The organism is Faecalibacterium sp. AF27-11BH, from assembly GCF_003603005.1.
GTDB classification, from domain to species: Bacteria; Bacillota; Clostridia; order Oscillospirales; family Ruminococcaceae; genus Faecalibacterium; species Faecalibacterium taiwanense.
In genome coordinates this window covers 164483-183022 of the sequence record NZ_QVGS01000003.1, presented here as the reverse complement: position 1 = coordinate 183022, position 18540 = coordinate 164483, and the positions used below count along the sequence as shown (strand labels likewise).

General features: G+C 54.9%; 22 protein-coding genes, 2 tRNA genes, 1 pseudogene and 1 riboswitch. Of the genes and pseudogenes, 19 read left to right on the top strand and 6 right to left on the bottom strand.

All coding sequences use genetic code 11. From position 1 onward, the window contains the following. The 4 genes from DWY76_RS14185 to DWY76_RS05020 form a co-directional block, all read left to right on the top strand. Nucleotides 1–190, top strand: a 190-nt coding sequence (locus tag DWY76_RS14185; RefSeq protein ID WP_207665828.1) for a hypothetical protein, incomplete at its 5' end; no start/stop codon positions are given. 104 nt (nt 191–294) lie between these two features. Next, entirely contained in the window at nt 295–615 is a 321-nt protein-coding gene (locus DWY76_RS14335) for a DUF3801 domain-containing protein (protein WP_120080186.1), read from the top strand. A gap of 138 nt (nt 616–753) precedes the next feature. Further along, nucleotides 754–1020 carry a DUF4315 family protein gene (locus tag DWY76_RS05025; RefSeq protein WP_120080184.1) on the top strand — a complete coding sequence of 89 codons (267 nt, stop codon included), beginning with the start codon at nt 754–756 and terminating at the stop codon, nt 1018–1020. Further along, nucleotides 1010–1735: a DUF4366 domain-containing protein gene (locus DWY76_RS05020; protein ID WP_165852571.1), complete on the top strand. Its 726-nt coding sequence runs from the start codon at nt 1010–1012 to the stop codon at nt 1733–1735. The genes DWY76_RS05025 and DWY76_RS05020 overlap by 11 nt, the downstream gene beginning before the upstream one ends. Before the next feature lie 46 nt (nt 1736–1781). Here DWY76_RS05020 and DWY76_RS05015 read toward each other — a convergent pair whose 3' ends face one another. Then, on the bottom strand, nt 1782–2687 hold the full coding sequence (locus DWY76_RS05015) for an NYN domain-containing protein (protein ID WP_120080182.1): 906 nt from the start codon (nt 2685–2687) through the stop codon (nt 1782–1784). Nucleotides 2688–3036: 349 nt separating this feature from the next. On the opposite strand from DWY76_RS05015, the gene DWY76_RS05005 reads away from it, so the two are divergent. The 5 genes and pseudogenes from DWY76_RS05005 to DWY76_RS04985 all read left to right on the top strand — a co-directional run bounded on the left by DWY76_RS05005 (nt 3037) and on the right by DWY76_RS04985 (nt 5172). Continuing rightward, entirely contained in the window at nt 3037–3483 is a 447-nt protein-coding gene (locus DWY76_RS05005) for a DUF3846 domain-containing protein (protein WP_120080178.1), read from the top strand. 29 nt (nt 3484–3512) lie between these two features. Further along, nucleotides 3513–3755, top strand: a pseudogene (locus DWY76_RS05000) (DUF6054 family protein); the annotation flags it as partial. A gap of 19 nt (nt 3756–3774) precedes the next feature. Then, nucleotides 3775–4116: a hypothetical protein gene (locus tag DWY76_RS04995; RefSeq protein WP_243111937.1), complete on the top strand. Its 342-nt coding sequence runs from the start codon at nt 3775–3777 to the stop codon at nt 4114–4116. A gap of 109 nt (nt 4117–4225) precedes the next feature. Further along, nucleotides 4226–5008 carry a hypothetical protein gene (locus DWY76_RS04990; protein WP_165852570.1) on the top strand — a complete coding sequence of 261 codons (783 nt, stop codon included), beginning with the start codon at nt 4226–4228 and terminating at the stop codon, nt 5006–5008. Continuing rightward, nucleotides 5005–5172 (top strand): hypothetical protein, encoded by a 168-nt coding sequence (locus tag DWY76_RS04985; protein ID WP_207665827.1) that lies wholly within the window; start codon nt 5005–5007, stop codon nt 5170–5172. The genes DWY76_RS04990 and DWY76_RS04985 overlap by 4 nt, the downstream gene beginning before the upstream one ends. Before the next feature lie 66 nt (nt 5173–5238). Here DWY76_RS04985 and DWY76_RS04980 read toward each other — a convergent pair. Together DWY76_RS04980 and DWY76_RS04975 are read right to left on the bottom strand one after the other, a co-directional pair. Next, nucleotides 5239–5314: transfer RNA gene (locus DWY76_RS04980), tRNA-Ala, on the bottom strand. A gap of 537 nt (nt 5315–5851) precedes the next feature. Next, nucleotides 5852–6262, bottom strand: coding sequence for a hypothetical protein (locus tag DWY76_RS04975; protein ID WP_120080174.1), 411 nt, complete (start codon nt 6260–6262; stop codon nt 5852–5854). A gap of 248 nt (nt 6263–6510) precedes the next feature. Between DWY76_RS04975 and DWY76_RS04970 the strand changes: the two genes are divergently transcribed. From DWY76_RS04970 to sigG, 3 genes are all read left to right on the top strand, one after another. Next, nucleotides 6511–7350, top strand: a complete 840-nt coding sequence (locus DWY76_RS04970) for a sigma-E processing peptidase SpoIIGA (protein ID WP_120080172.1) — start codon at nt 6511–6513, stop codon at nt 7348–7350. A 48-nt stretch (nt 7351–7398) separates the two neighbouring features. Further along, a complete protein-coding gene (locus DWY76_RS04965) occupies nt 7399–8103 on the top strand; it encodes a sigma-70 family RNA polymerase sigma factor (protein WP_005945695.1) in 705 nt (234 codons plus the stop codon). Nucleotides 8104–8659: 556 nt separating this feature from the next. Beyond that, on the top strand, nt 8660–9427 hold the full coding sequence (gene sigG, locus DWY76_RS04960; RefSeq protein ID WP_005945678.1) for an RNA polymerase sporulation sigma factor SigG: 768 nt from the start codon (nt 8660–8662) through the stop codon (nt 9425–9427). Between the two features lie 49 nt (nt 9428–9476). On the opposite strand, the gene DWY76_RS04955 is transcribed toward sigG, so the two are convergent. Then, complete coding sequence (locus DWY76_RS04955; RefSeq protein ID WP_005945675.1) at nt 9477–9725, bottom strand: sporulation transcriptional regulator SpoIIID; 249 nt, start codon at nt 9723–9725, stop codon at nt 9477–9479. Nucleotides 9726–9835: 110 nt separating this feature from the next. Further along, a riboswitch (TPP riboswitch) is annotated at nt 9836–9935 on the top strand. Nucleotides 9936–10017: 82 nt separating this feature from the next. Here DWY76_RS04955 and DWY76_RS04950 point away from each other — a divergent pair. The 3 genes from DWY76_RS04950 to bilS all read left to right on the top strand — a co-directional run bounded on the left by DWY76_RS04950 (nt 10018) and on the right by bilS (nt 11419). Further along, nucleotides 10018–10647, top strand: coding sequence for an energy-coupled thiamine transporter ThiT (locus tag DWY76_RS04950; protein WP_097775318.1), 630 nt, complete (start codon nt 10018–10020; stop codon nt 10645–10647). A 141-nt stretch (nt 10648–10788) separates the two neighbouring features. Then, nucleotides 10789–10864: transfer RNA gene (locus DWY76_RS04945), tRNA-Ala, on the top strand. Nucleotides 10865–10927: 63 nt separating this feature from the next. Further along, the gene (bilS, locus tag DWY76_RS04940) at nt 10928–11419 is read left to right on the top strand and encodes a flavodoxin family protein BilS (RefSeq protein ID WP_005945663.1); all 492 of its coding nucleotides are present in this window, start codon (nt 10928–10930) and stop codon (nt 11417–11419) included. Nucleotides 11420–11511: 92 nt separating this feature from the next. On the opposite strand, the gene DWY76_RS04935 is transcribed toward bilS, so the two are convergent. Together DWY76_RS04935 and yfcE are read right to left on the bottom strand one after the other, a co-directional pair. Next, a complete protein-coding gene (locus DWY76_RS04935) occupies nt 11512–12348 on the bottom strand; it encodes a DNA glycosylase (RefSeq protein ID WP_120080170.1) in 837 nt (278 codons plus the stop codon). Then, entirely contained in the window at nt 12348–12893 is a 546-nt protein-coding gene (yfcE, locus tag DWY76_RS04930; RefSeq protein ID WP_120080168.1) for a phosphodiesterase, read from the bottom strand. The genes DWY76_RS04935 and yfcE overlap by 1 nt, the downstream gene beginning before the upstream one ends. Nucleotides 12894–13202: 309 nt before the next feature. On the opposite strand from yfcE, the gene DWY76_RS04925 reads away from it, so the two are divergent. The 4 genes from DWY76_RS04925 to DWY76_RS04910 all read left to right on the top strand — a co-directional run bounded on the left by DWY76_RS04925 (nt 13203) and on the right by DWY76_RS04910 (nt 18524). Further along, nucleotides 13203–14534 carry an MATE family efflux transporter gene (locus DWY76_RS04925; protein WP_097775315.1) on the top strand — a complete coding sequence of 444 codons (1332 nt, stop codon included), beginning with the start codon at nt 13203–13205 and terminating at the stop codon, nt 14532–14534. A gap of 198 nt (nt 14535–14732) precedes the next feature. Next, a complete protein-coding gene (locus DWY76_RS04920) occupies nt 14733–16124 on the top strand; it encodes a sodium:alanine symporter family protein (protein ID WP_120080166.1) in 1392 nt (463 codons plus the stop codon). Nucleotides 16125–16540: 416 nt separating this feature from the next. Continuing rightward, nucleotides 16541–17497: a pyruvate kinase gene (gene pyk / locus DWY76_RS04915; protein ID WP_120080164.1), complete on the top strand. Its 957-nt coding sequence runs from the start codon at nt 16541–16543 to the stop codon at nt 17495–17497. Nucleotides 17498–17591: 94 nt separating this feature from the next. Continuing rightward, on the top strand, nt 17592–18524 hold the full coding sequence (locus DWY76_RS04910) for a carbohydrate kinase family protein (RefSeq protein ID WP_097775313.1): 933 nt from the start codon (nt 17592–17594) through the stop codon (nt 18522–18524). The last annotated feature ends 16 nt before the right edge of the window (nt 18525–18540 follow it).

Below are 18540 nucleotides of genomic sequence, written 5' to 3'. Positions count from 1 at the left end.
CCTTTTTCTGCGTCTGTATAAAAAGAAAAGCACCATACTTCCTACGAAGTACAGTGCTTTTTTGGTGGAGAATACCGGGCCGATTCTGATCACGGTGACCCTCTTGCAGTCCATGCACGGCGCTCTCCTGGGTGAGCTAAGCCCTCACTCGTTTGGCAACAACAAAAAAGCACCACACGTTTCTGTGTAGTGCTTTTTCCTTCTGGTGGAGATTACCGGGCCGATTCTGATCACGGTGACCCTCTTGCAGTCCATGCACGGCGCTCTCTTGGGTGAGCTAAGTCATTCAACATTATGATCTCCACCACCAAGCTGTCTGCCCGGACTGTCCTGCGGGCAATAAAGGCGGCGTTTCGGCTGTACCAGTCCAAGGCGTCCCAAGGCAAGCAGAGCGTCCGAACTCTGTTGCGGCAAAACCGGGGCGTGTCCAGCATCTCTGCCCTGAAAAATATCCGCAAGTATATCGACATGGTGCTGAATAAGCAGCAGCTTTCCGCACCGGGCGGTAAGACCCCGGAGAAGGAGTCGGTGCTGAAGAAGTTGAACGATAGCAAGGCAGCACTTGAACAGAAAAAATCACAGACCCAGCCAAAAGAAAGCGAACACACATTGTAAAAGGAGAAGCGCAAGTGAGCAAAACTATCACATTGACCAAACATCGCCCCGCTGACGGACTGTTGACCATTCACTCGTCCTACTGGGAGAAGCATCTCGCCGGGTTCGGACGGCTTTCAAAATGATTGGAGGAGTTTTATGAGCGAAAAATCGGATAAGCTGCGGGCGATGTTGGCAAAAGAGAAGGAACGCCGCATCAAACTGAACAATCGTATCGAAATTTTGGAGCGGCGCATTCAGGAGGAGGATTCCGCCGAGGTCAACGAGATGGTGCGGACTGCAAAGGTCACGCCGGAACAGCTTGCCGCCCTGCTGCGGCAGTCGGCCACCACTACCCCGAACCCGGCTGCGCTGTCCGCTGTGGGTGCAACTTTTGAGAAGGAGGACGATTCGGATGAAGATTAAGAGATTTGGCACACTGCTGGTGTCGGCGGTTCTGTGCATCGGCATGGCAGCTCCCGCTTTTGCCTTTGAGGGCGATTCCACCCCGGTGGAACAGCCGGTTCTGCCGGAAGTGGTGGAGGAAGATGTTGTCACCGTCACGGACGAAACCTCTGGTGCCCTGACCCCGGAAGGCAACCTGACGCTGGTGGACGACTACCACACCAACTATTCTGATGGCAGCGGACAGCAGTTCATTACGCTGGTGTCGAAGTCGGGTGCGACTTTCTATCTGGTGATTGACCGCAACGCCAAGGGGCAGCAGACCGTCCACTTTATGAACCTTGTAGACGAAGCCGACCTTCTGGCTCTGATGGAGGAAGATGCTGCCGATGCCTATACCGCTGAAAAAGAAGCAGCGGCGCAGGCTGAACAGGATAAGCTGAAAGCCGAGGAAGAAGCCAAGAAAGCCGCAGAAGAAGCGGCGGCATCCGGCGAGGAACAGCCCAAGGAAAACAAGGTCACAAAGATCGCATCCGGCTTTCTGGGCGTAGTCGTGCTGATTGCGCTGGCGGCAGGCGGCATTTTCTACGCTTTCGCAAAGCAGAAGCAGAAAAAGCAGGCCGAAAAAGAAGCCCTTGACCCCGATGCAAACTACACCGAGGACAAGGGCGATTTTGAGATTCCCACCGAGGACGAGCCGGAGGACACCGGTGAGGAGAACAACACAGAAGCATAATTTATTGGCGGCGTTTGCCGCCTTACATATACATCCGACAGTCTGTTTAGTCGTTTTCGTTGCTCACACAACGGTATACGGCAATGATGTTGGGCTTTTCTCCGACTATTTTCACATCATACTTTTCAGGGAAGTTCTTGAGGAAAAGGCTCAACTTTTGGAAACCATAAGTTCGGCTATCAAAGTCTGGCTTTGCTCTTCTTAAGAACAGTCCTACCTTTGCTACATTGACCCACCCATCCTCGTCTTGGAAGGTATCATAGGCTTTTTCCAATAAAGCATGAATTTCGTTTAGATCATTTTTCTTTTCGGAATTCTCTTCAGCGGGGACAGAACTAGCAATTGGAGTTGAATCCGTTTTCTGTGCATCCTCCTTGAGTTGCTTTGTAGATTCTTCTTTTTCGTTGTTCGGAGATATAGGCACTTCCGCTTTTTCTTTTTGGGGAGAACTAGCAGCATCTTGTTCATCGCTTGGGGAAGAACTAGCAACATCGTGTGCATCGTTCCCTTCAACTGAAGAAGAGCAGTTTTCCAAGAAGAGAAACTCATCGCAGGCATTCCGGAAAGCAACAGGGGTTTTTTGCTCACCAACTCCCATAACATAAACCCCTGCTTCACGCAATTTTATTGCCAACGGAGTATAGTCACTGTCGCTTGAAACAATAACAAACGCATCATAAAGGTTTGTATACAAAAGTTCTATGGTATCAATTACCAGTGCCATGTCTGTTGCGTTCTTGCCCGAAACATAGTCGAATTGCTGCTCAGCTTTGATTGCCAACCGTTTGATGATCTCACCCCAGTTTTTTAACGTTGGTTTATGCCAGTTGCCATAAGCACGCTTTACTACAATTCTGCCGCGTGTTGAGATTTCATGAAACACATCTTCCAATTTTGAAATTTGGGTATTATCGGCATCAATCACCACGGCGATTTTTTGAAGTTCCTGCATTGAAATTCACCCCTTCTGTTGCTTTTATAATCATTATATCTCGCACTATATGAAAATTCAACTCAAATATACAGCCTTTCTCTGCCGGAAGGACAATGACCACTTCCTTATTCTTCCGAGCATTTATGAGAAGCTGGACTTGGATGACTGGCTTCTGGCACACCTGTTTTTCTACGACAAAGACGGAAAACGGTGTATCGGTGTGGAACTGTCGGAGGTTGACTGATGCGATTTGTCTTTGGGTTTATGCTGTTTGAAACCGGCGCTTTTTTCGGCTTCTTTGTGGCAGCGCTGTTGAATGCCGCCCGTGCCGGGCAGGAGATCACCATCAAATTCAAGGAGGACGATAATGGAACAGAACGAGAACACTCTGTCGGTGCTGAAAATTGCACCGGGACAGTATCCGCAGCAGGTCGAGATCGATAACGACTTGAAGGCTTTGCAGCAGGTTGTGGGCGGCTCCATCGGCGCAAGCTATCCTTTTGAAGATCCGGTCGCCATTGTCTACAACGATGATGGCAAGCTCATGGGTCTGCCGCTGAACCGTGCCCTGTGGGACGAGGACGGGCTTATGTACGATGTCATTGCCGGAACCTTTCTGGTGGTGGGACTGGGAGAGGAGGATTTCACATCGCTCTCCCCGGAACTGGCGCAGAAGTACGAAGAAGAATTCCATCAACCCGAAGCCTTTCTCCCTCTGGGGCGTCGCCTGATGGTCATTCCGGTGCCGGATGAATCGATTCGGAGTGATGCAGAAAAGGCTGTGAGCAAGCCCCCGGTGGAACATGACCGTTAAGCTGAATTCCTCTCAGGGAGGTGGTAACGATGCAGGAAGAAATCGAGCATAAGACGGTCAACTTTGCCATCTCGACCACAAAATTGTCTGCCCGCACCTTGCTGCGCGGGATGCAGTTTCTGCTGCGGCAGTACGACAAGCACGCTTCACAGGGCAAGCAGTCCATGAAGCGGCTGGTACGGCAAAACCGTGGCGTGACCAATGGAGATAACCCGATTCGGCTGTCTGCAATTACCGCAGGCGGCAGTCAAGCGGTCTTCTTCAAAATCAATCAACATATTTACTAATGGTATGTATCTTTGGGGATTGCCCCGCATAAATGATATTCAGTCTGTAAATATCACGTATCCGAGTGTCACGGATGATGTTAAAGAAATTTCGAGCAGTGAGGACATTGAGTTAGCCTTAAAGCTAACGGGATTTCTGAAATATGATTTATTTGGGGAAGTGAATAGCGAAGAAGAACCCGCTATTACAATTACTTATTTTCTCAAGGATGGAACAAGCAAAACAATCTCCGCTAATAACACTACTGTCTGGTGGAACAATAAAATTCATGTAATCAAGGACAAGGAAATGTTTGTCAACCTAACAGAGGGAATTTTCTTTCTGGAAGATTTACAAACAAAGTAAATCAATTCCTGTTTGACGGACTATCAAATTATTACACACCCTCTGCGGGCGACCCTCAAAACGGTTGCCCGCTATTTTTATACCCTAAAATCTGAAGAAGGAGGCCAAAATGCCAAGCAAAACCGAAGAATACCTTGCCCTTGCCCAGCGCACGGCGAACGGCTTGACTCGGTACTGGGAAAGCTGGACGGACTATCTGACCACCGCATCCCGGCTGTACAAGTACCCCTTTGCAGACCAGTTGATGATCTACGCTCAGCGGCCCGATGCTACCGCCTGCGCCGACTACGATATCTGGAACAACCGGATGAACCGCTATGTGCGCAGGGGCTCCAAAGGCATCGCTCTGCTGGATGAATCCAGCGGATACCCGCGTCTGCACTACGTTTTTGATGTGTCGGACACCGGTGTGCGCCGCAATTCTCGTGACCCCGACCTGTGGCAGTATAACGATGATTTGAAACAGCCTGTTTCCGATGCGCTGACTGCCGCATACGGCATCAGCCATGAACGGGTCAGTCAGCAGCTTGCCGATATTGCCGGAAAGCTGGTCGCAGATTATTGGGACAACAACAGTGAAGATATCCGCGCCATCGTTGACGGTTCGTTCCTGATGGACTATGATAGTGCCGGGTTGGAAATGCAGTTCAAGTCTGCCGCCGCAATCAGCATCACTTACACGCTGCTGGAACGGTGCGGATTTGAACCGGATGGCTATTTTGACAAAGACAGTTTTCAGGCTATCTACAATTTTTCCACCCCGGACACTGTCTACACACTCGGTGCCGCAGTCAGCGACATCAGCCGCGAAGTCCTGCGCACCGTAGAGCGGGCAGTCAAAACGACCATCCGCCGCCGAAACAATGAAAGGAGCCAGCATACGAAGAATTGATCTCTTACGCAGACCTGTACGATAGTGCCAGCTTTGAAGCAAAAAAGATGATCGTCAGCCAGCTTATCCGCAGGGTAGAAGTTTATCGCGGATACCAAATCCATGTGGACTTCAACTTTGATCTTGCACAGTATTTGGAGAATAGCGATGAACTTGCTTGCTGACAAACACAAAAACACCGTTGACTTCGATTTGAAATCAACGGTGTTTGTAACTCTTATTTGAGCCAATGGTGGAGAATACCGGGATCGAACCGGTGACCTCTTGCATGCCATGCAAGCGCTCTCCCAGCTGAGCTAATCCCCCATAATTTTCCAGAAGTAGAAACCTCTGGAAAAGAGATGCTCAAACAAGAAACGTTTTATGAAGTTCAGTCATGGGGGTGCGTGAGCGCACTGCTTGGGCTCCCAGCTGAGCTAATCCCCCATAAATTCCAGAAGCAAGCCTCTGGAATGGAAAATCTTTAGTGGGAACTTAATCGTCATCAGCCATCGCTGTGGGGGTGTGTTTCTGGGTGCATCGTGCTCCCAGCTGAGCTAATCCCCCAGATGTTCGTGCCGTGCCTGACGACGTGATTTATTATATCAGCACATCCGGGAGTTGTCAACTGTTTTTTGAAAAATTCTGCAGCAGTTTGTCTGCCATCGGGAAATTGTTTTTGAATGGGTTATTCTCATTCCATCCCTGCGCCGTTTTCCCACAGCCTGCTAAGTTTTTTATGCAAACAAAAACCCCGCACAAAACAATTGCTTGTCTTGTGCGGGGCCTCTCTAGCTCTTTTACCTGACACAACAAACGCTATGTCAAATCAAACTATCTATCCTATTCAGGAAAGATTAGTTATTAGAGAGTGGGCAGAGTGCCTTTCTTAGTTTCCAGACCGATGGAGCCGCTGCCCAGGGTGTAGATAGCGGACAGGCCGCCCAGGATCTGCATGCCAGCATTCAGAGCGCCAACAGCAAAGCCCCAGTTGCCGCCGAAGGTGTTGTAGCCCTTGTTGTAAGCCTTATCCAGATTCGTAACAGAGAAGCCGATCACATCGCCGGGAACGTAGTTGCCATCGAACAGCTGGCCCAGAATGGAGCTGGTGTACGCATCCAGGAAAGAGTTGCCAACGATCTTGATCACGTTAGCGGAAACGTTCTGCCAGTTCTCAGTCTTCATAGCAGGAGCCAGGACATCAACCAGGCTACCACCAACAACGTAGGTCATCTCGTTTTCTGCAACAGCAGAGAAGTTTGCAGGCATCATCATAATGAATTTCTCCCTTCAAATTTAGAAAGATATTTGCAAGCCATTTGTTTGGCTTACGTCCCTTACTAGGATGGCAATAATATACCACACTTTCCAGAAATGTTCAAGTACTTTTTTGAAAAAAATGTGAAAAATGTGATAGACTGTGAAAATCCGGTCTCAAAATTCTTACAGAAGCCGCTTTTTTGCACACAGCGACATGGTTTTTTGCAGAATTGGAAGATACTGGAATTTGAAAGGGATCGTGTATGAAAACCGTGATCTATCTGGACGAACTGCTGCTGACGAACTTTCTGGCCGCAGCAGCGCTGCTTTTGGGCGCAGGGCTTTTGTGTGCGCGGCAGTGCAGCGGCCTGCGGCTGATGGCGGGCAGTGCGGCAGCGGCAGCAGCTTCGCTGGGCATTCTGCTGCCGGAGCTGCCCGGCCCTGCAGCTTTCCTTTATAAGGTGTTCACCTGCTGTGCCGCTGTAGCTGCGGCTTACGGCGTGCCGGGCCTGCGCAATTTTGTGCAGCTGTGTGTGTGGTATCTGCTGCTGAACCTGCTGCTGTGCGGAGCCGTGCTGCTGCCCGGAGTGCAAAGCGCAAATCTCTGCGTCTATCTGCCGCTGTCTCCGGGCCGGCTGCTGCTGTGCTGCGGTGCAGTGCTTGCCGTGCTGCGCGGCGTACTGTTCTGCTTTGGCCGTGCAGGCACCCGCTGCTTTGCCGCTGTGCTGGAGCTGGAAGGTGCAGCCCTCTCCGTACAGGCTTTCTGCGACACCGGCTTCTCAGTGCAGGACCCGCTGACCGGGCAGGCAGTGGTTCTGGTCTATTATCCTGCCGTGCGCAGCGCCCTGCCGCAGGAGCTGCGCACATTTCTGGACCGTTATTTTGCCTGCGGCACGGCACCGCCGCCGGAGCTGCGGGTGCGGCTGGTGCCCTGCACCACCATTGCCGGGCACTGCGTGCTGCCTGCCGTTCCGGCCAAGGCCCTGCGCACCAGCAAAGGCAGTGCAGCGGGCATTCTGGCCGCATTCTGCCGCCCGGAAACGCAGCAGCCATGGACAGCTCTGCTGGGCAGCGAACTGGCCGTACAGCTGGGCATCCGCTGAGAAGCGTTTGATGCGATCGATACTTATAGATGTACAGGAGGGGTATTCATGTTTCATGTTCTGCACCGGTTCTGGCGTTGGCTCCTTGCACGGCTGGGCTATTGCGGCGGCGCACATTTTCTGGCGGGCGCGCCCAGCCTGCCCCCGCCCCTGACCCCGGAACAGGAAAAAGTCCTGCTCTCCCGTATGGCTGCAGGCGATGCCGCTGCCCGGGACGACCTGATCACCCACAACCTGCGGCTGGTGGTGTACCTTGCCAAAAAGTATGAAAGCAGCGGTGTGCCTGCCGAGGACATGATCAGCATTGGCACCATCGGGCTGATCAAGGCGGTGAACACCTTCACGCCGGAGCGCAGCATCAAGCTGGCCACCTACGCCAGCCGCTGCATCGGCAATGAAATTCTGATGTACTTACGCAAAAGCTCCAACCGCCGTCAGGAAGCCAGCATCGACGAACCGCTGAACGTGGATGGCGACGGCAACGAGCTGCTGCTTTCCGATATTCTGGGCAGTGATGAGAACCAGATCAGCCAGCGGCTGGAGCAGGATGCGGAGCGCGCCGTTCTTCGCCGGGCCGTGGACAGCCTGTCCCCTCGGGAACGGCAGATCATGGAGCTGCGCTTTGGTCTGGCGGACGGCATTGAGCGCACCCAGAAGGAGGCCGCCGACGCACTGGGCATCAGCCAAAGCTACATTTCCCGGCTGGAAAAACGGATCATCCATACCTTAAAAGTACAATTGGAAAACGAGTGAGGTGAAAAAACGCGGACTGCCGCCCGCTGGGCTTGACAATCCACGCTGATTTGCGTATAATAAAACTACAAAAGGCGCTGGCCCTGCAAACGGCTAGTTCCTTACCGGATTAGTCAAGAAAAGATGACCGCTCGGATTGGGACTCGAGGCGGTCATTTTTTCTTTTTGTCATCACTGTGAGAAACAGTCCATGTAATTTCAAACGTAACGTAGATTGCTCCGCCGAGAAGCGTGAGCAGAAGCACGACCTGTTCAAACGTCATGGTGCATCCCCCCTTTCCGCCTTTGGGCATCCGGGGAGAACGAGATCTTCAAGAAAAAATCGTCTTTAGCCGGCACCCAAGTACCGGTAAGGACTAGCCGCCTGCGTTTGTGGGCACAGCGCCTGATGGCGGCGTTGCCGCCGCAAATACAGCATATCATAAATCTGCACGAAAAACAATATTTTGCCGCGCTTTCCTGTCAAACGGGAAAGCGCACAGTTTTTTCCACGCATACAATGCCGCTGCGCATCCCATACTCCCGGTGAAGATCAAAACAGACCGGGGGCGTTTGGATGTACAACAAAGTGGAGCTGTGCGGCATGAACACTGCAAAGCTGCCTGTGCTGACCGAAGCCGAAAAGCGGGAACTGCTGGCCCGCGCCCACGCCGGTGATGCGGCAGCCCGGGAACAAATGGTGGAAGGCAACCTGCGGCTGGTGCTCAGCGTGGTGCAGCGGTTCGCCCAGCGCGGCGAAAATCTGGACGACCTGTTTCAGGTGGGGTGCATCGGGCTTATCAAGGCCATCGATCATTTTGACCCCGCTCAGCCGGTGCGCTTTTCCACCTACGGCGTGCCCATGATCATTGGCGAGATCCGGCGCTTTCTGCGGGACAACAACGCCCTGCGGGTGAGCCGCAGCCTGCGGGATACCGCCTACCGGGCCATGCAGAGCCGCGAAGCGCTGGAAAAGCAGCTGGGCCGCGAGCCGACCATGGACGAGATTGCCCAGGCGGCGGGCCTTGCCCGGCGCGAAGTGACCGCCGCGCTGGAATCGGTGGTGGAGCCGATCAGTCTGGAAGAGCCGGTGTACACCGATGGCGGCGATGCGATGTATGTGATCGATCAGGTGCGGGACCCGGACGGCGAGGACAGCTGGATCAGCGGGCTGCAGTTCCGGCAGACCGTGGCCGGGCTGACCCCGCGGGAAAAGCGGATCATGGAGCTGCGCTACCTGCAGGGCAAGACCCAGATGGAGGTGGCGCGGGAGATCGGCATCAGTCAGGCACAGGTCAGCCGGTTGGAAAAAGGCGCACTGAGCCAGTTCCGCACCCGGGACTGAACCTAAAAAGGCGGCACAGCTTCCGTTTTGTTCGGAAGTGTGCCGTCTTTTATCTGCGGCTGTATTTGCGCCGGGTGGCCGCACCGCCGCGCAGATGCCGCTCTGCCTTATTACAGGCCAGAACCGCACGCACCTGCCGGAACAGCTCCGGCTGCAGCGTCCGCAGCCGCACCGCAACATCCTTGTGCACGGTGGACTTGCTGCACCCGAACACCGCTGCCGCCGCACGCACTGTGGCCCGGTTGGCCGCGATATATTCGCCCAGCTGTACCGCCCTCTGTTCGGGGTCTCCCTTCATATCCAGACTCCTCCCATTGTGAACTTATGGTACAGCCTATGCACAGGCCGGGGCAGATATGTTCCGCCGGGGCTTGACTTTTGCGCCGGACGCGCTATACTTTTGCATGGACATAAAAACAGGGGTGCCGAAAGGCTGAGATCCGCGTTTTGCGGAGTACCCTTTTACCTGACCGGACAATGCCGGCGTGGGAGTTTGCAGAACTGTCCGTTCTTTCACAAACCCCGTGCGCCTGCTGGAAAGCGGGCGCATTTTGTTTTTGTGTACTATCGTTCTGAGAAGAGGAATCCCTATGACCAAAACCTATTCCAAAACCCGCATTCTGGTGGAGGGTGCGCTGATGATCGCTCTGTCCACCGTTTTGAGCATGATCCAGATCCCGCTCATGCCCCACGGCGGTTCCATCACCCTGTTCAGCATGGTGCCCATTCTGGTAATGAGCTACCGCCACGGCGCAAAGTGGGGCATCATGACCGCTTTCGTCAACAGCCTGATCCAGCTTGTGCAGGGCCTTGGCAATCTGGCATACTGCCAGACCCTCACGGCACAGGTGGGCTGCGTGCTGCTGGACTACCTTCTGGCCTTCACGGTGCTGGGCTTTGCCTGCCTGATCGCAAAGCCTTTCCGCAGCCGCACCGTGGGTGTCGGTGTCAGCGCCTTTGTGGTGTGCCTGCTGCGCTTTTTGTGCAGCTTTCTGTCCGGTTACATCGTCTGGAAGGACTACGACTACGCTTTCAGCTGGATGACCGAGATCGGCTTTCCCGGCATCTCCAACATGAGCGTGGACGGTCTGTGCTGGCTGTACAGCGCCGTGTACAACGCCACCTACATGCTGCCCGAAGCCATTCTGACCACGGTCCTTGTGGTGATCCTGATCCGTGTCGCACCGCAGATCTTCGACCCGCAGAACGCAAGAGCGTAAGTTTTTTCGCAGTCATTTTTCCCGCCGGGAAGGGCATTTCCCCGGCGGGAATTTTTTTGCAGAAAATCCCAAAAAAGCTGTTGACAATCCGGCAAAGCGCTGGTATAATTACTCCTGTCGTCAGGCACGGCACAAACATCTGGGGGATTAGCTCAGCTGGGAGAGCGCTTGCATGGCATGCAAGAGGTCACCGGTTCGATCCCGGTATTCTCCACCAGAAGGAAAAGCACCGCACGGAAACGTGTGGTGTTTTTTGTTGTTACCGACCAAAGGAGAAACTATGAGCTACGCGATCGTATTCAGCAGTAAAACAGGCAACACAAAATTATTGGCAGACACGCTGCACGCCTGTCTGCCACAGGAAAACTGCTGCTATTTTGGCACCCCGGACCCTGCTGCCATGGAAGCGGACGACCTCTATGTGGGCTTCTGGACAGACAAGGGAAACGCTGACGAAAGCACTTTGGACTTTTTGAAGCAGCTGCACGGCAAAAACATCTTCCTTTTTGGCACCGCCGGCTTTGGCGGCAGTGAGGAGTATTTCAACAAGATCCTGAAAAAGGTGGAGCGTTCACTGGACAGGAGCAACACGGTCTTCGGCCGTTATATGTGTCAGGGCAAGATGCCGCTTTCGGTACGCCAGCGGTATGAGGGCATGAAAAAGCAGCCGATCCATCTGCCCAATCTGGATGCGCTGATCGAGAATTTTGACAACGCCCTTTCTCACCCGGATGCAGAAGATCTGGAACGGTTAAAGCAGGCGGTAAAATGATAAAAAGGCAGCGGTTTTCCTCAAACAGAGGAGGCCGTTGCCTTTTTTGCTTAGCGGATGATCCTACGCTCCTGCCTGCGGCTCCGCGGTTCTTATCCCACGCTTCTTTTATAAAAGAACAGGTACTGCTGCACGATGCCTGCTTCCAGCCCGAACTGCGGGAACGGGTCCTGCCCGGCAAACTCGTCCCGGATGAGCCGTTCGATCCAGACATCCACCGGCACACGGCCCACACGGCCATAGCCGAACAGACACACGCAGTTTGCCACCTTTTTGCCCACACCGTCCAGTTCCATCAAACGGGCAAAAAGTGCTTCATCGGGCAGGGAAGCCAGCTTCTTCAGGTCCAGTGTGCCCTCTGCCGCCTGCTGCGCCGCATGCAGCACGTAGCGGGTGCGGTAGCCAAGACCGCACTCCTGCAGCGCCTGCTCCCCGGCACAGCAGAGCGCTTCTGCTGTCGGGAACGCATACACCGGCCCTTCGCTATCGCTGCCCAGCCGCTCGCCAAACCGCTCCGAAAGCAGCTCTACCGCCCTGCGGATAGCCGGGATGCTCTTTCGCTGCGAGATGATGAAGCTGACCAGCATCTCCCACTCATCCTGACGCAGCACCCGGATGCCCCGGCCATATTCCATGGCACGCTGCAGAAAGTCGTCCCTGCTGTCCAGCTTTCCGCGCAGGGCGGCATAGCTGCGGCCAAGGTCGAAGTAACCGTGCCAGAAGGTTTCCCATGCGCCCGGCTCACACCGCACCGTGTAGGTTCCGCTGCGCAGTGGTCTGAGGTAAAGCAGCCGTCTCCCGGAAACAAACCGATACCAGCCCTCCGCCTGCTTCCGGGGGCGAAAGCACTGGCCGCTTTCCAGAATTTTGTCCGGGTCGAAATCATCCCGGATCTGAACCGTTTTCTCTTCCAGCTCCATTTCCCCCATCACAGCTCCAGCTCCCGGTACACTTCGCCTTCCAGCGTTTTCCAAAGGAAAGTCTCCCCTTCCAGTGTCATATAGCTATGTGCACTCCCCTCCTTCGGGATGCTCACAGAACCGGGATTCAGGTAGAGATTGCCTTCGCCGAACTCTGTCCACGCCGGAATGTGGGTGTGGCCATGCAGCAGGATATCTCCCGGAGCCAGCGGCGGCAGATTTTTCAGGTTGTGCACATGACCGTGGGTAGCGTAAACGAGCCGCCTGCCCACCGGCAGCACCGCATAGTCGGCCAGAATGGGAAAATCCAGCACCATCTGATCCACCTCAGCGTCACAGTTGCCCCGCACGCACAAAAGCGCCGGCTTCAGCCCGTTCAGGAGCGGGATGACCTCCTTCGGGGCATAGCCCTCCGGCAGGTCGTTGCGGGGGCCGTGATACAAAAGATCCCCCAGCAAAAGCAGCCGGTCTGCTCTCTCCCGCTCAAACGCTTTGATCATTTTTTTGCAATAAAACGCCGACCCGTGCAGGTCGGATGCGATCATCCATTTCATGGCAGGATTCTCCTTATTTTATAAAGTATCTATTTTTATTTTAGCCTCCCAGTGAAAAATGGTCAAGTCTATAAAAGTCATACTTTATCCGTTTGACCTCTTGACATCTGCCGGAAGCCGTGTTATCCTACAGTTAATAAAATTCGTGTGGATTTTTACAGCAGTATGCTACTTTTCGCCACACAATGACTTCAAAAAAGCCATTGTGTGGCTTTTTTGCGTCTGCGTTTGTTTTCGAGCAGTCTCGCCCTGACGATTCCGCGGCTGCAGCAATTCATTCCTTTTCTCTACAGGAGCAATGCAAACACTATGAACGAGACCTTTATGAAAGAAAAACCGGTGCTGCCGCTGTTGGTATCCATGGCGCTGCCCAATGTTATTTCCATGCTGGTGAACAGTCTGTACAACATCGTGGACAGCCTGTTCGTGGCCCGCATCAGCGAAGACGCCATGACTGCGTTGTCGCTGGTGTTCCCGATCCAGAATTTTGCCAACGCCATCGCCATCGGCTTCGGTATCGGCATCAATGCCATGATCGCACTGTACCTTGGCGCGGGCGACCACAAAAAGGCCGAGACTGCCGCCACCCACGGTATGGCGCTGAGCCTGATGCACGGCATTCTCATCACCATTGTCAGCATTGTCATCATGCCGGGCTTTTTGCGCCGGTTCACCAGCGACGCAGGCCTGATCGCATCCGGCATCACCTACTCCACCATCGTATTCCTGTTTGCCACCATCAACATGGCGGCACTGGCCTTTGAAAAGATGTTTCAGGCCGTGGGCCGCATGAAGGTGACTATGGCGGCGCTGATCTTTGGCTGTGTGTGCAATATCCTTCTGGACCCCATCCTGATCTTCGGCCTTGGCCCGGTGCCTGCCATGGGCATTGCGGGTGCGGCCCTTGCCACCGGCATCGGCCAGCTGCTGAGCCTGTGCGTTTACCTTTTCGTTTACGTCCGTACTGAGCTGCCTATCCGACTGCGCCGCAGCTGCCTGCGCCCGGATGCTGCACTGGACGGCAAACTGTATGCCATCGGCGTGCCGGCCATCCTCAATCTGGCCCTGCCCTCTCTGCTGGTTACCTTCCTGAACGGCCTGCTGGCGGGCTTTTCCCAGAGCTACGTGGTGGTGCTGGGCATTTACTACAAGCTGCAGACCTTCCTGTATCTGCCCGCCAATGGCATCGTGCAGGGTATGCGCCCGCTCATTGGCTACAATTACGGTGCCAAACAGCACGCCCGCGTGAAAAAGCTCTACGAACTCACCCTCATCATGAGTGCTGCCATCATGGCTGCGGGCACGGTCATCTGCCTGTTCGCTTCCCGCCCGCTGATGCAGCTGTTCACTTCCAACCCCGAAACCGTCGCCATCGGCCAGACTGCCCTGCGCATCATCTGTCTGGGCTTTGTGGTTTCTGCCGTATCCACCACCTCTTCCGGTGCACTGGAAGGCCTTGGCAAGGGCGCAGAATCGCTGGTCATCTCGCTGTGCCGCTACATCGTATTCATCATGCCGCTGGCCGCTGTGCTGTGCCATTTCCTTGGTGCCAACGGCGTGTGGCATGCATTCTGGATCACCGAAGTGCTGTCCGCCATCGTGGCTTACCCGGTGTACCGCAAGGCAGTTGGAAAGTGCTGAGCCTTCTTGAAAGCGCTGGACGGCGAAGGACAAGTAAAATAAAATAGTTTCAAGCAGTTGAGGGAGAGTTTGCCAAAAATCCTCCCTCTTTTTTGTGCATTTTATTTGACAGTACGCAAAAACTGCGGTAAAATAAGGTGTTTGTTTTCCGGCATTTCGGCTGGAAAAGCGCAATTTAACAGAGGATGTGGGAAAAATATGATCGAGACGATCACGGCCGTCAATCAGACGGTCAACCAATTCATCTGGGGCGTGCCCGCCATGGTGTGCATCATCGGCGTAGGCCTGCTCCTGAGCGTTCGCACGGGCTTTTTGCAGATCCGCAAATTTCCCTACGCCATCAAGATCACCATTGGACGCATGTTCCGCAAAAAAGACGCTTCCGATGGCGCCATGACTCCCTTTCAGGCAGTGTGCACCGCGCTGGCCGGCACCGTGGGCACCGGCAACATTGCCGGTGTGGCAGGCGCGATCGCCATTGGCGGACCGGGTGCCGTGTTCTGGATGTGGTGTTCTGCCCTGCTGGGCATGTGCACCAAGTTTGCCGAGGTCACGCTGGCGGTGCACTACCGTGAGCGCAGCGAGGCGGGCGAATGGGTAGGCGGCCCCATGTACTACATTAAAAACGGCCTGAGCAAGCATTGGCAGTTTCTTGCTGTGCTGTATTCCCTGTTTGGCGTGCTGACCGTGTTTGGCACCGGCAATGCCACACAGGTAAATACCATCGTTGCCGCTATCGATACCGCTCTGCTGGAGTACGGCGTGGTGGGCGGCGGTGCGCTTTCTACCCTGAACCTCGTGGTTGGCATCGCAGTGGCCATGCTGGTGGCCATGGTGCTGCTGGGCGGCATCAAGCGCATTGGCAGCGTGAGCGAAAAGCTGGTGCCCTTTATGGCTCTGTTCTACATCGTGCTGTCCGTGGGCGTTATGGTGCTGAACTTTGAGCGCCTGCCCTATGTGTTCGAGTCCATCATTGCGGGCGCGTTCAACCCGGCAGCGTTCACCGGCGGCACCATCGGCAGCCTGTTCGTCAGTATGCAGAAGGGTGTGTCCCGCGGCATTTTCTCCAACGAGGCCGGCCTTGGCACCGGCTCCATTGCCCACGCCTGCGCCGACACCAAAAAGCCGGTCAAGCAGGGCATGTTCGGCATCTTTGAAGTGTTTGCCGATACCATCGTCATCTGCACCCTGACTGCCATGGTCATTCTGTGCAGCGGCACCACCGTGAACTACGGCACCGCTGCCGGTGCAGAGCTGACCATCAGCGGCTTTACCACCACCTACGGCGGCTGGGCTTCCATCTTTACCGCCGTGGCCCTGTGCTGCTTTGCTTTTTCCACCATCATCGGCTGGGGCCTGTATGGTTCCCGGTTTCTGGTGTTCCTGTGCCGCAGCGATAAGGTGGCAAAGCCCTTCTTTCTGGTCTACTCCTTTGTGTCCATTCTGGGCGCAACGATGGATCTGGGCCTGCTGTGGAGCATTGCCGATACCTTCAACGGCCTGATGAGCATTCCGAACCTGCTCGCGTTGCTGCTGCTTTCCGGCACGGTGGTCAGGCTGACCAAAGAATTTTTTGCATCGGAGGGCTGATTGCCCACAACAAAAAGAGGCTGTTGCACTTTCGGCTAAAACGATGTGCAACAGCCTCTTTTGTTATTCGGGCAGGTGTACCGGTACCCGCGTCACACAATGCACCCAGCAATCGCCGTCCTTGCGGGTATTTCCTGCCGCGGGAGCGGGTGGTGCGCCTGTGGGAGGGCTTCAAAAAGCGTCTCGGCCTTTGCCGATAAAAAGCATCCAAAAAATACTGTACGATACCCGGAACTTTTTCAGGGCCAAACGGTTCTAAAAAGGTTCCGGGTCTTTGATTTTTCGCAATTTCCCTGCGCAGGCTGCTACCGCATTTTTTCAATCCCCTTATTCTGCCCGCGTCCGGCTCTTTTCAACCCGGACAGTTCATGTTACAATATACATTAGAAATAAAAAATGAATCGAGGGAATGAACCTTGGATTTTTATGGTACCATCGGCCCGGCCTGCGCACAGCCGGCGATCTTGCAGCACATGGTGGAAGCCGGCATGACCGGCATCCGCATGAATCTTTCCCACGGGCCGCTGGCGGCGCACACCGACTGGCTGGCCATGATCCGCGCAGCCGGCATCCGCCAGCTGCTGATCGACCTGCAGGGGCCGGAACTGCGCATCGGCACGCTGGCAGAGCCTGTTGCTCTGGTTGAGGGCAGCTCTGTACGCCTTGGCGCAGACGGCGTACCTTGCCCGGCAGCTCTGGTACAGGCGGCTGCGCCCGGGCAGCAGCTTCTGCTGGACGACGGCAAGCTTCTGGTGCAGGTCACACAGGTATTGCCGGAAGCCCTTGTGTGCACCGTGGTGCGCGGCGGCACCCTGCAGAGCCGCAAAAGCATTGCTGCACCGGGCCTTGCGGTGCCCTCGCCTACCCTGACGGAGGAAGACCTGCAGAACCTGAAAATTGCAAAGCAGTGCGGTGTTACCGGTGTGATGCTGCCTTTTGTGCGCGGCAAAGCAGATATTCTGGCCCTGCGCCATGCGCTGGAAGAAGCCGGGGCTGCGGATATCCGTATCTTTGCCAAAATTGAAAACATGACCGGTGTGCGTGCCCTGCCGGAATTCATCCACCTTGTGGATGAGGTGGTGATCGCCCGCGGAGACCTTGGCAATGCCATGCCGCTGTGGGAGCTGCCCCGCTGCCAGAAGCAGCTTTCCGCCGCCTGCCGGGCTGCAGGCGTGCCCTTTATGGTAGTGACCCAGATGCTGGACAGCATGTGCACCCGCGCCGTGCCCACCCGTGCCGAGGTGAGTGACATTTACAACGCCGTGCTGGACGGCGCGGCCAGCGTGATGCTGACCGGTGAGACTGCTGCCGGACAGTACCCGATGCAGGCCATGGAATATCTGGTGCGCACAGCGCAGACAGCCCTTGCCTGACCTTTGCGGAGTTTTTGCGCAAAAGGGATGGCGCATTGTGTCAGAATACGGTATAATAGACGTAAATATTTCTTGTTCAGAAAGGTTTTTTGCTATGGGAATCGTTGTGCTCGGTGCTGTTTTTGTGGATATCAAAGGCTATCCCCTTTCCGCCTATATTCCGGGCGGGCGCAATGCCGGCCGCATTGAGCAGGTACACGGCGGAGTGAGCCGCAACGTGGTGGAGGATATCGCCAATGTAGAGCTGCGCCCTACCTTTGTCAGTCTGGTGGACGACACCGGCATGGGACAGGATGTGATCAACAAGCTGGAGAACCACAAGGTGAACACCAAGTACATCCAGCGTGTGCCGGACGGCATGGGCACCTGGCTGGCCATCTTTGACAACGACGGCGATGTGCATGCAGCCATTTCCAAACGGCCGGATACCACTCCCCTCACCGGCCTTTTAAAGGAAAAGGGCGACGAGATCTTTGCCGACTGCGATGCCATTGCGCTGGAGCTGGATCTGGAAAAAGATACTGTAAAACAGGTGCTGCACTACGCCAAAAAGTACAACAAAAAGGTTTTTGCGGCCATTTCCAACATGAGTATTGCCATGGAGCGCCGGGATTTTCTGCAGCAGATCGATTGCTTTGTGTGCAACCAGCAGGAAGCCGGGCTGCTGTTCTCCGATGATTACGGCCATCTGGCCCCGGACGAGATGTGCAGGGTTCTGGCCGCCAATGTGCACAGCGCCAACATTCCCAGTATGGTGATCACCATGGGCGGTCAGGGTGCCGTATATGCCCGCGCCAACGGCGAGTGCGGCGTGGTGCCTGCCAAGAAGGTGGATGTGATCGACACCACCGGCGCAGGCGATGCCTTCTTTGCCGGCACCACTATCGGCCTGACCTACGGCAAAACGCTGGCCGAGTCCTGCGAGATCGGCAGCCGACTGGCCGCATCGGTCATCTGCATCACCGAGAACGTCTGCCCCCGCTTCCGCCCGCTGGAATTCGGGCTGAACATTCCGGTGGTGGATTAAAGTAATATCAGAAAGC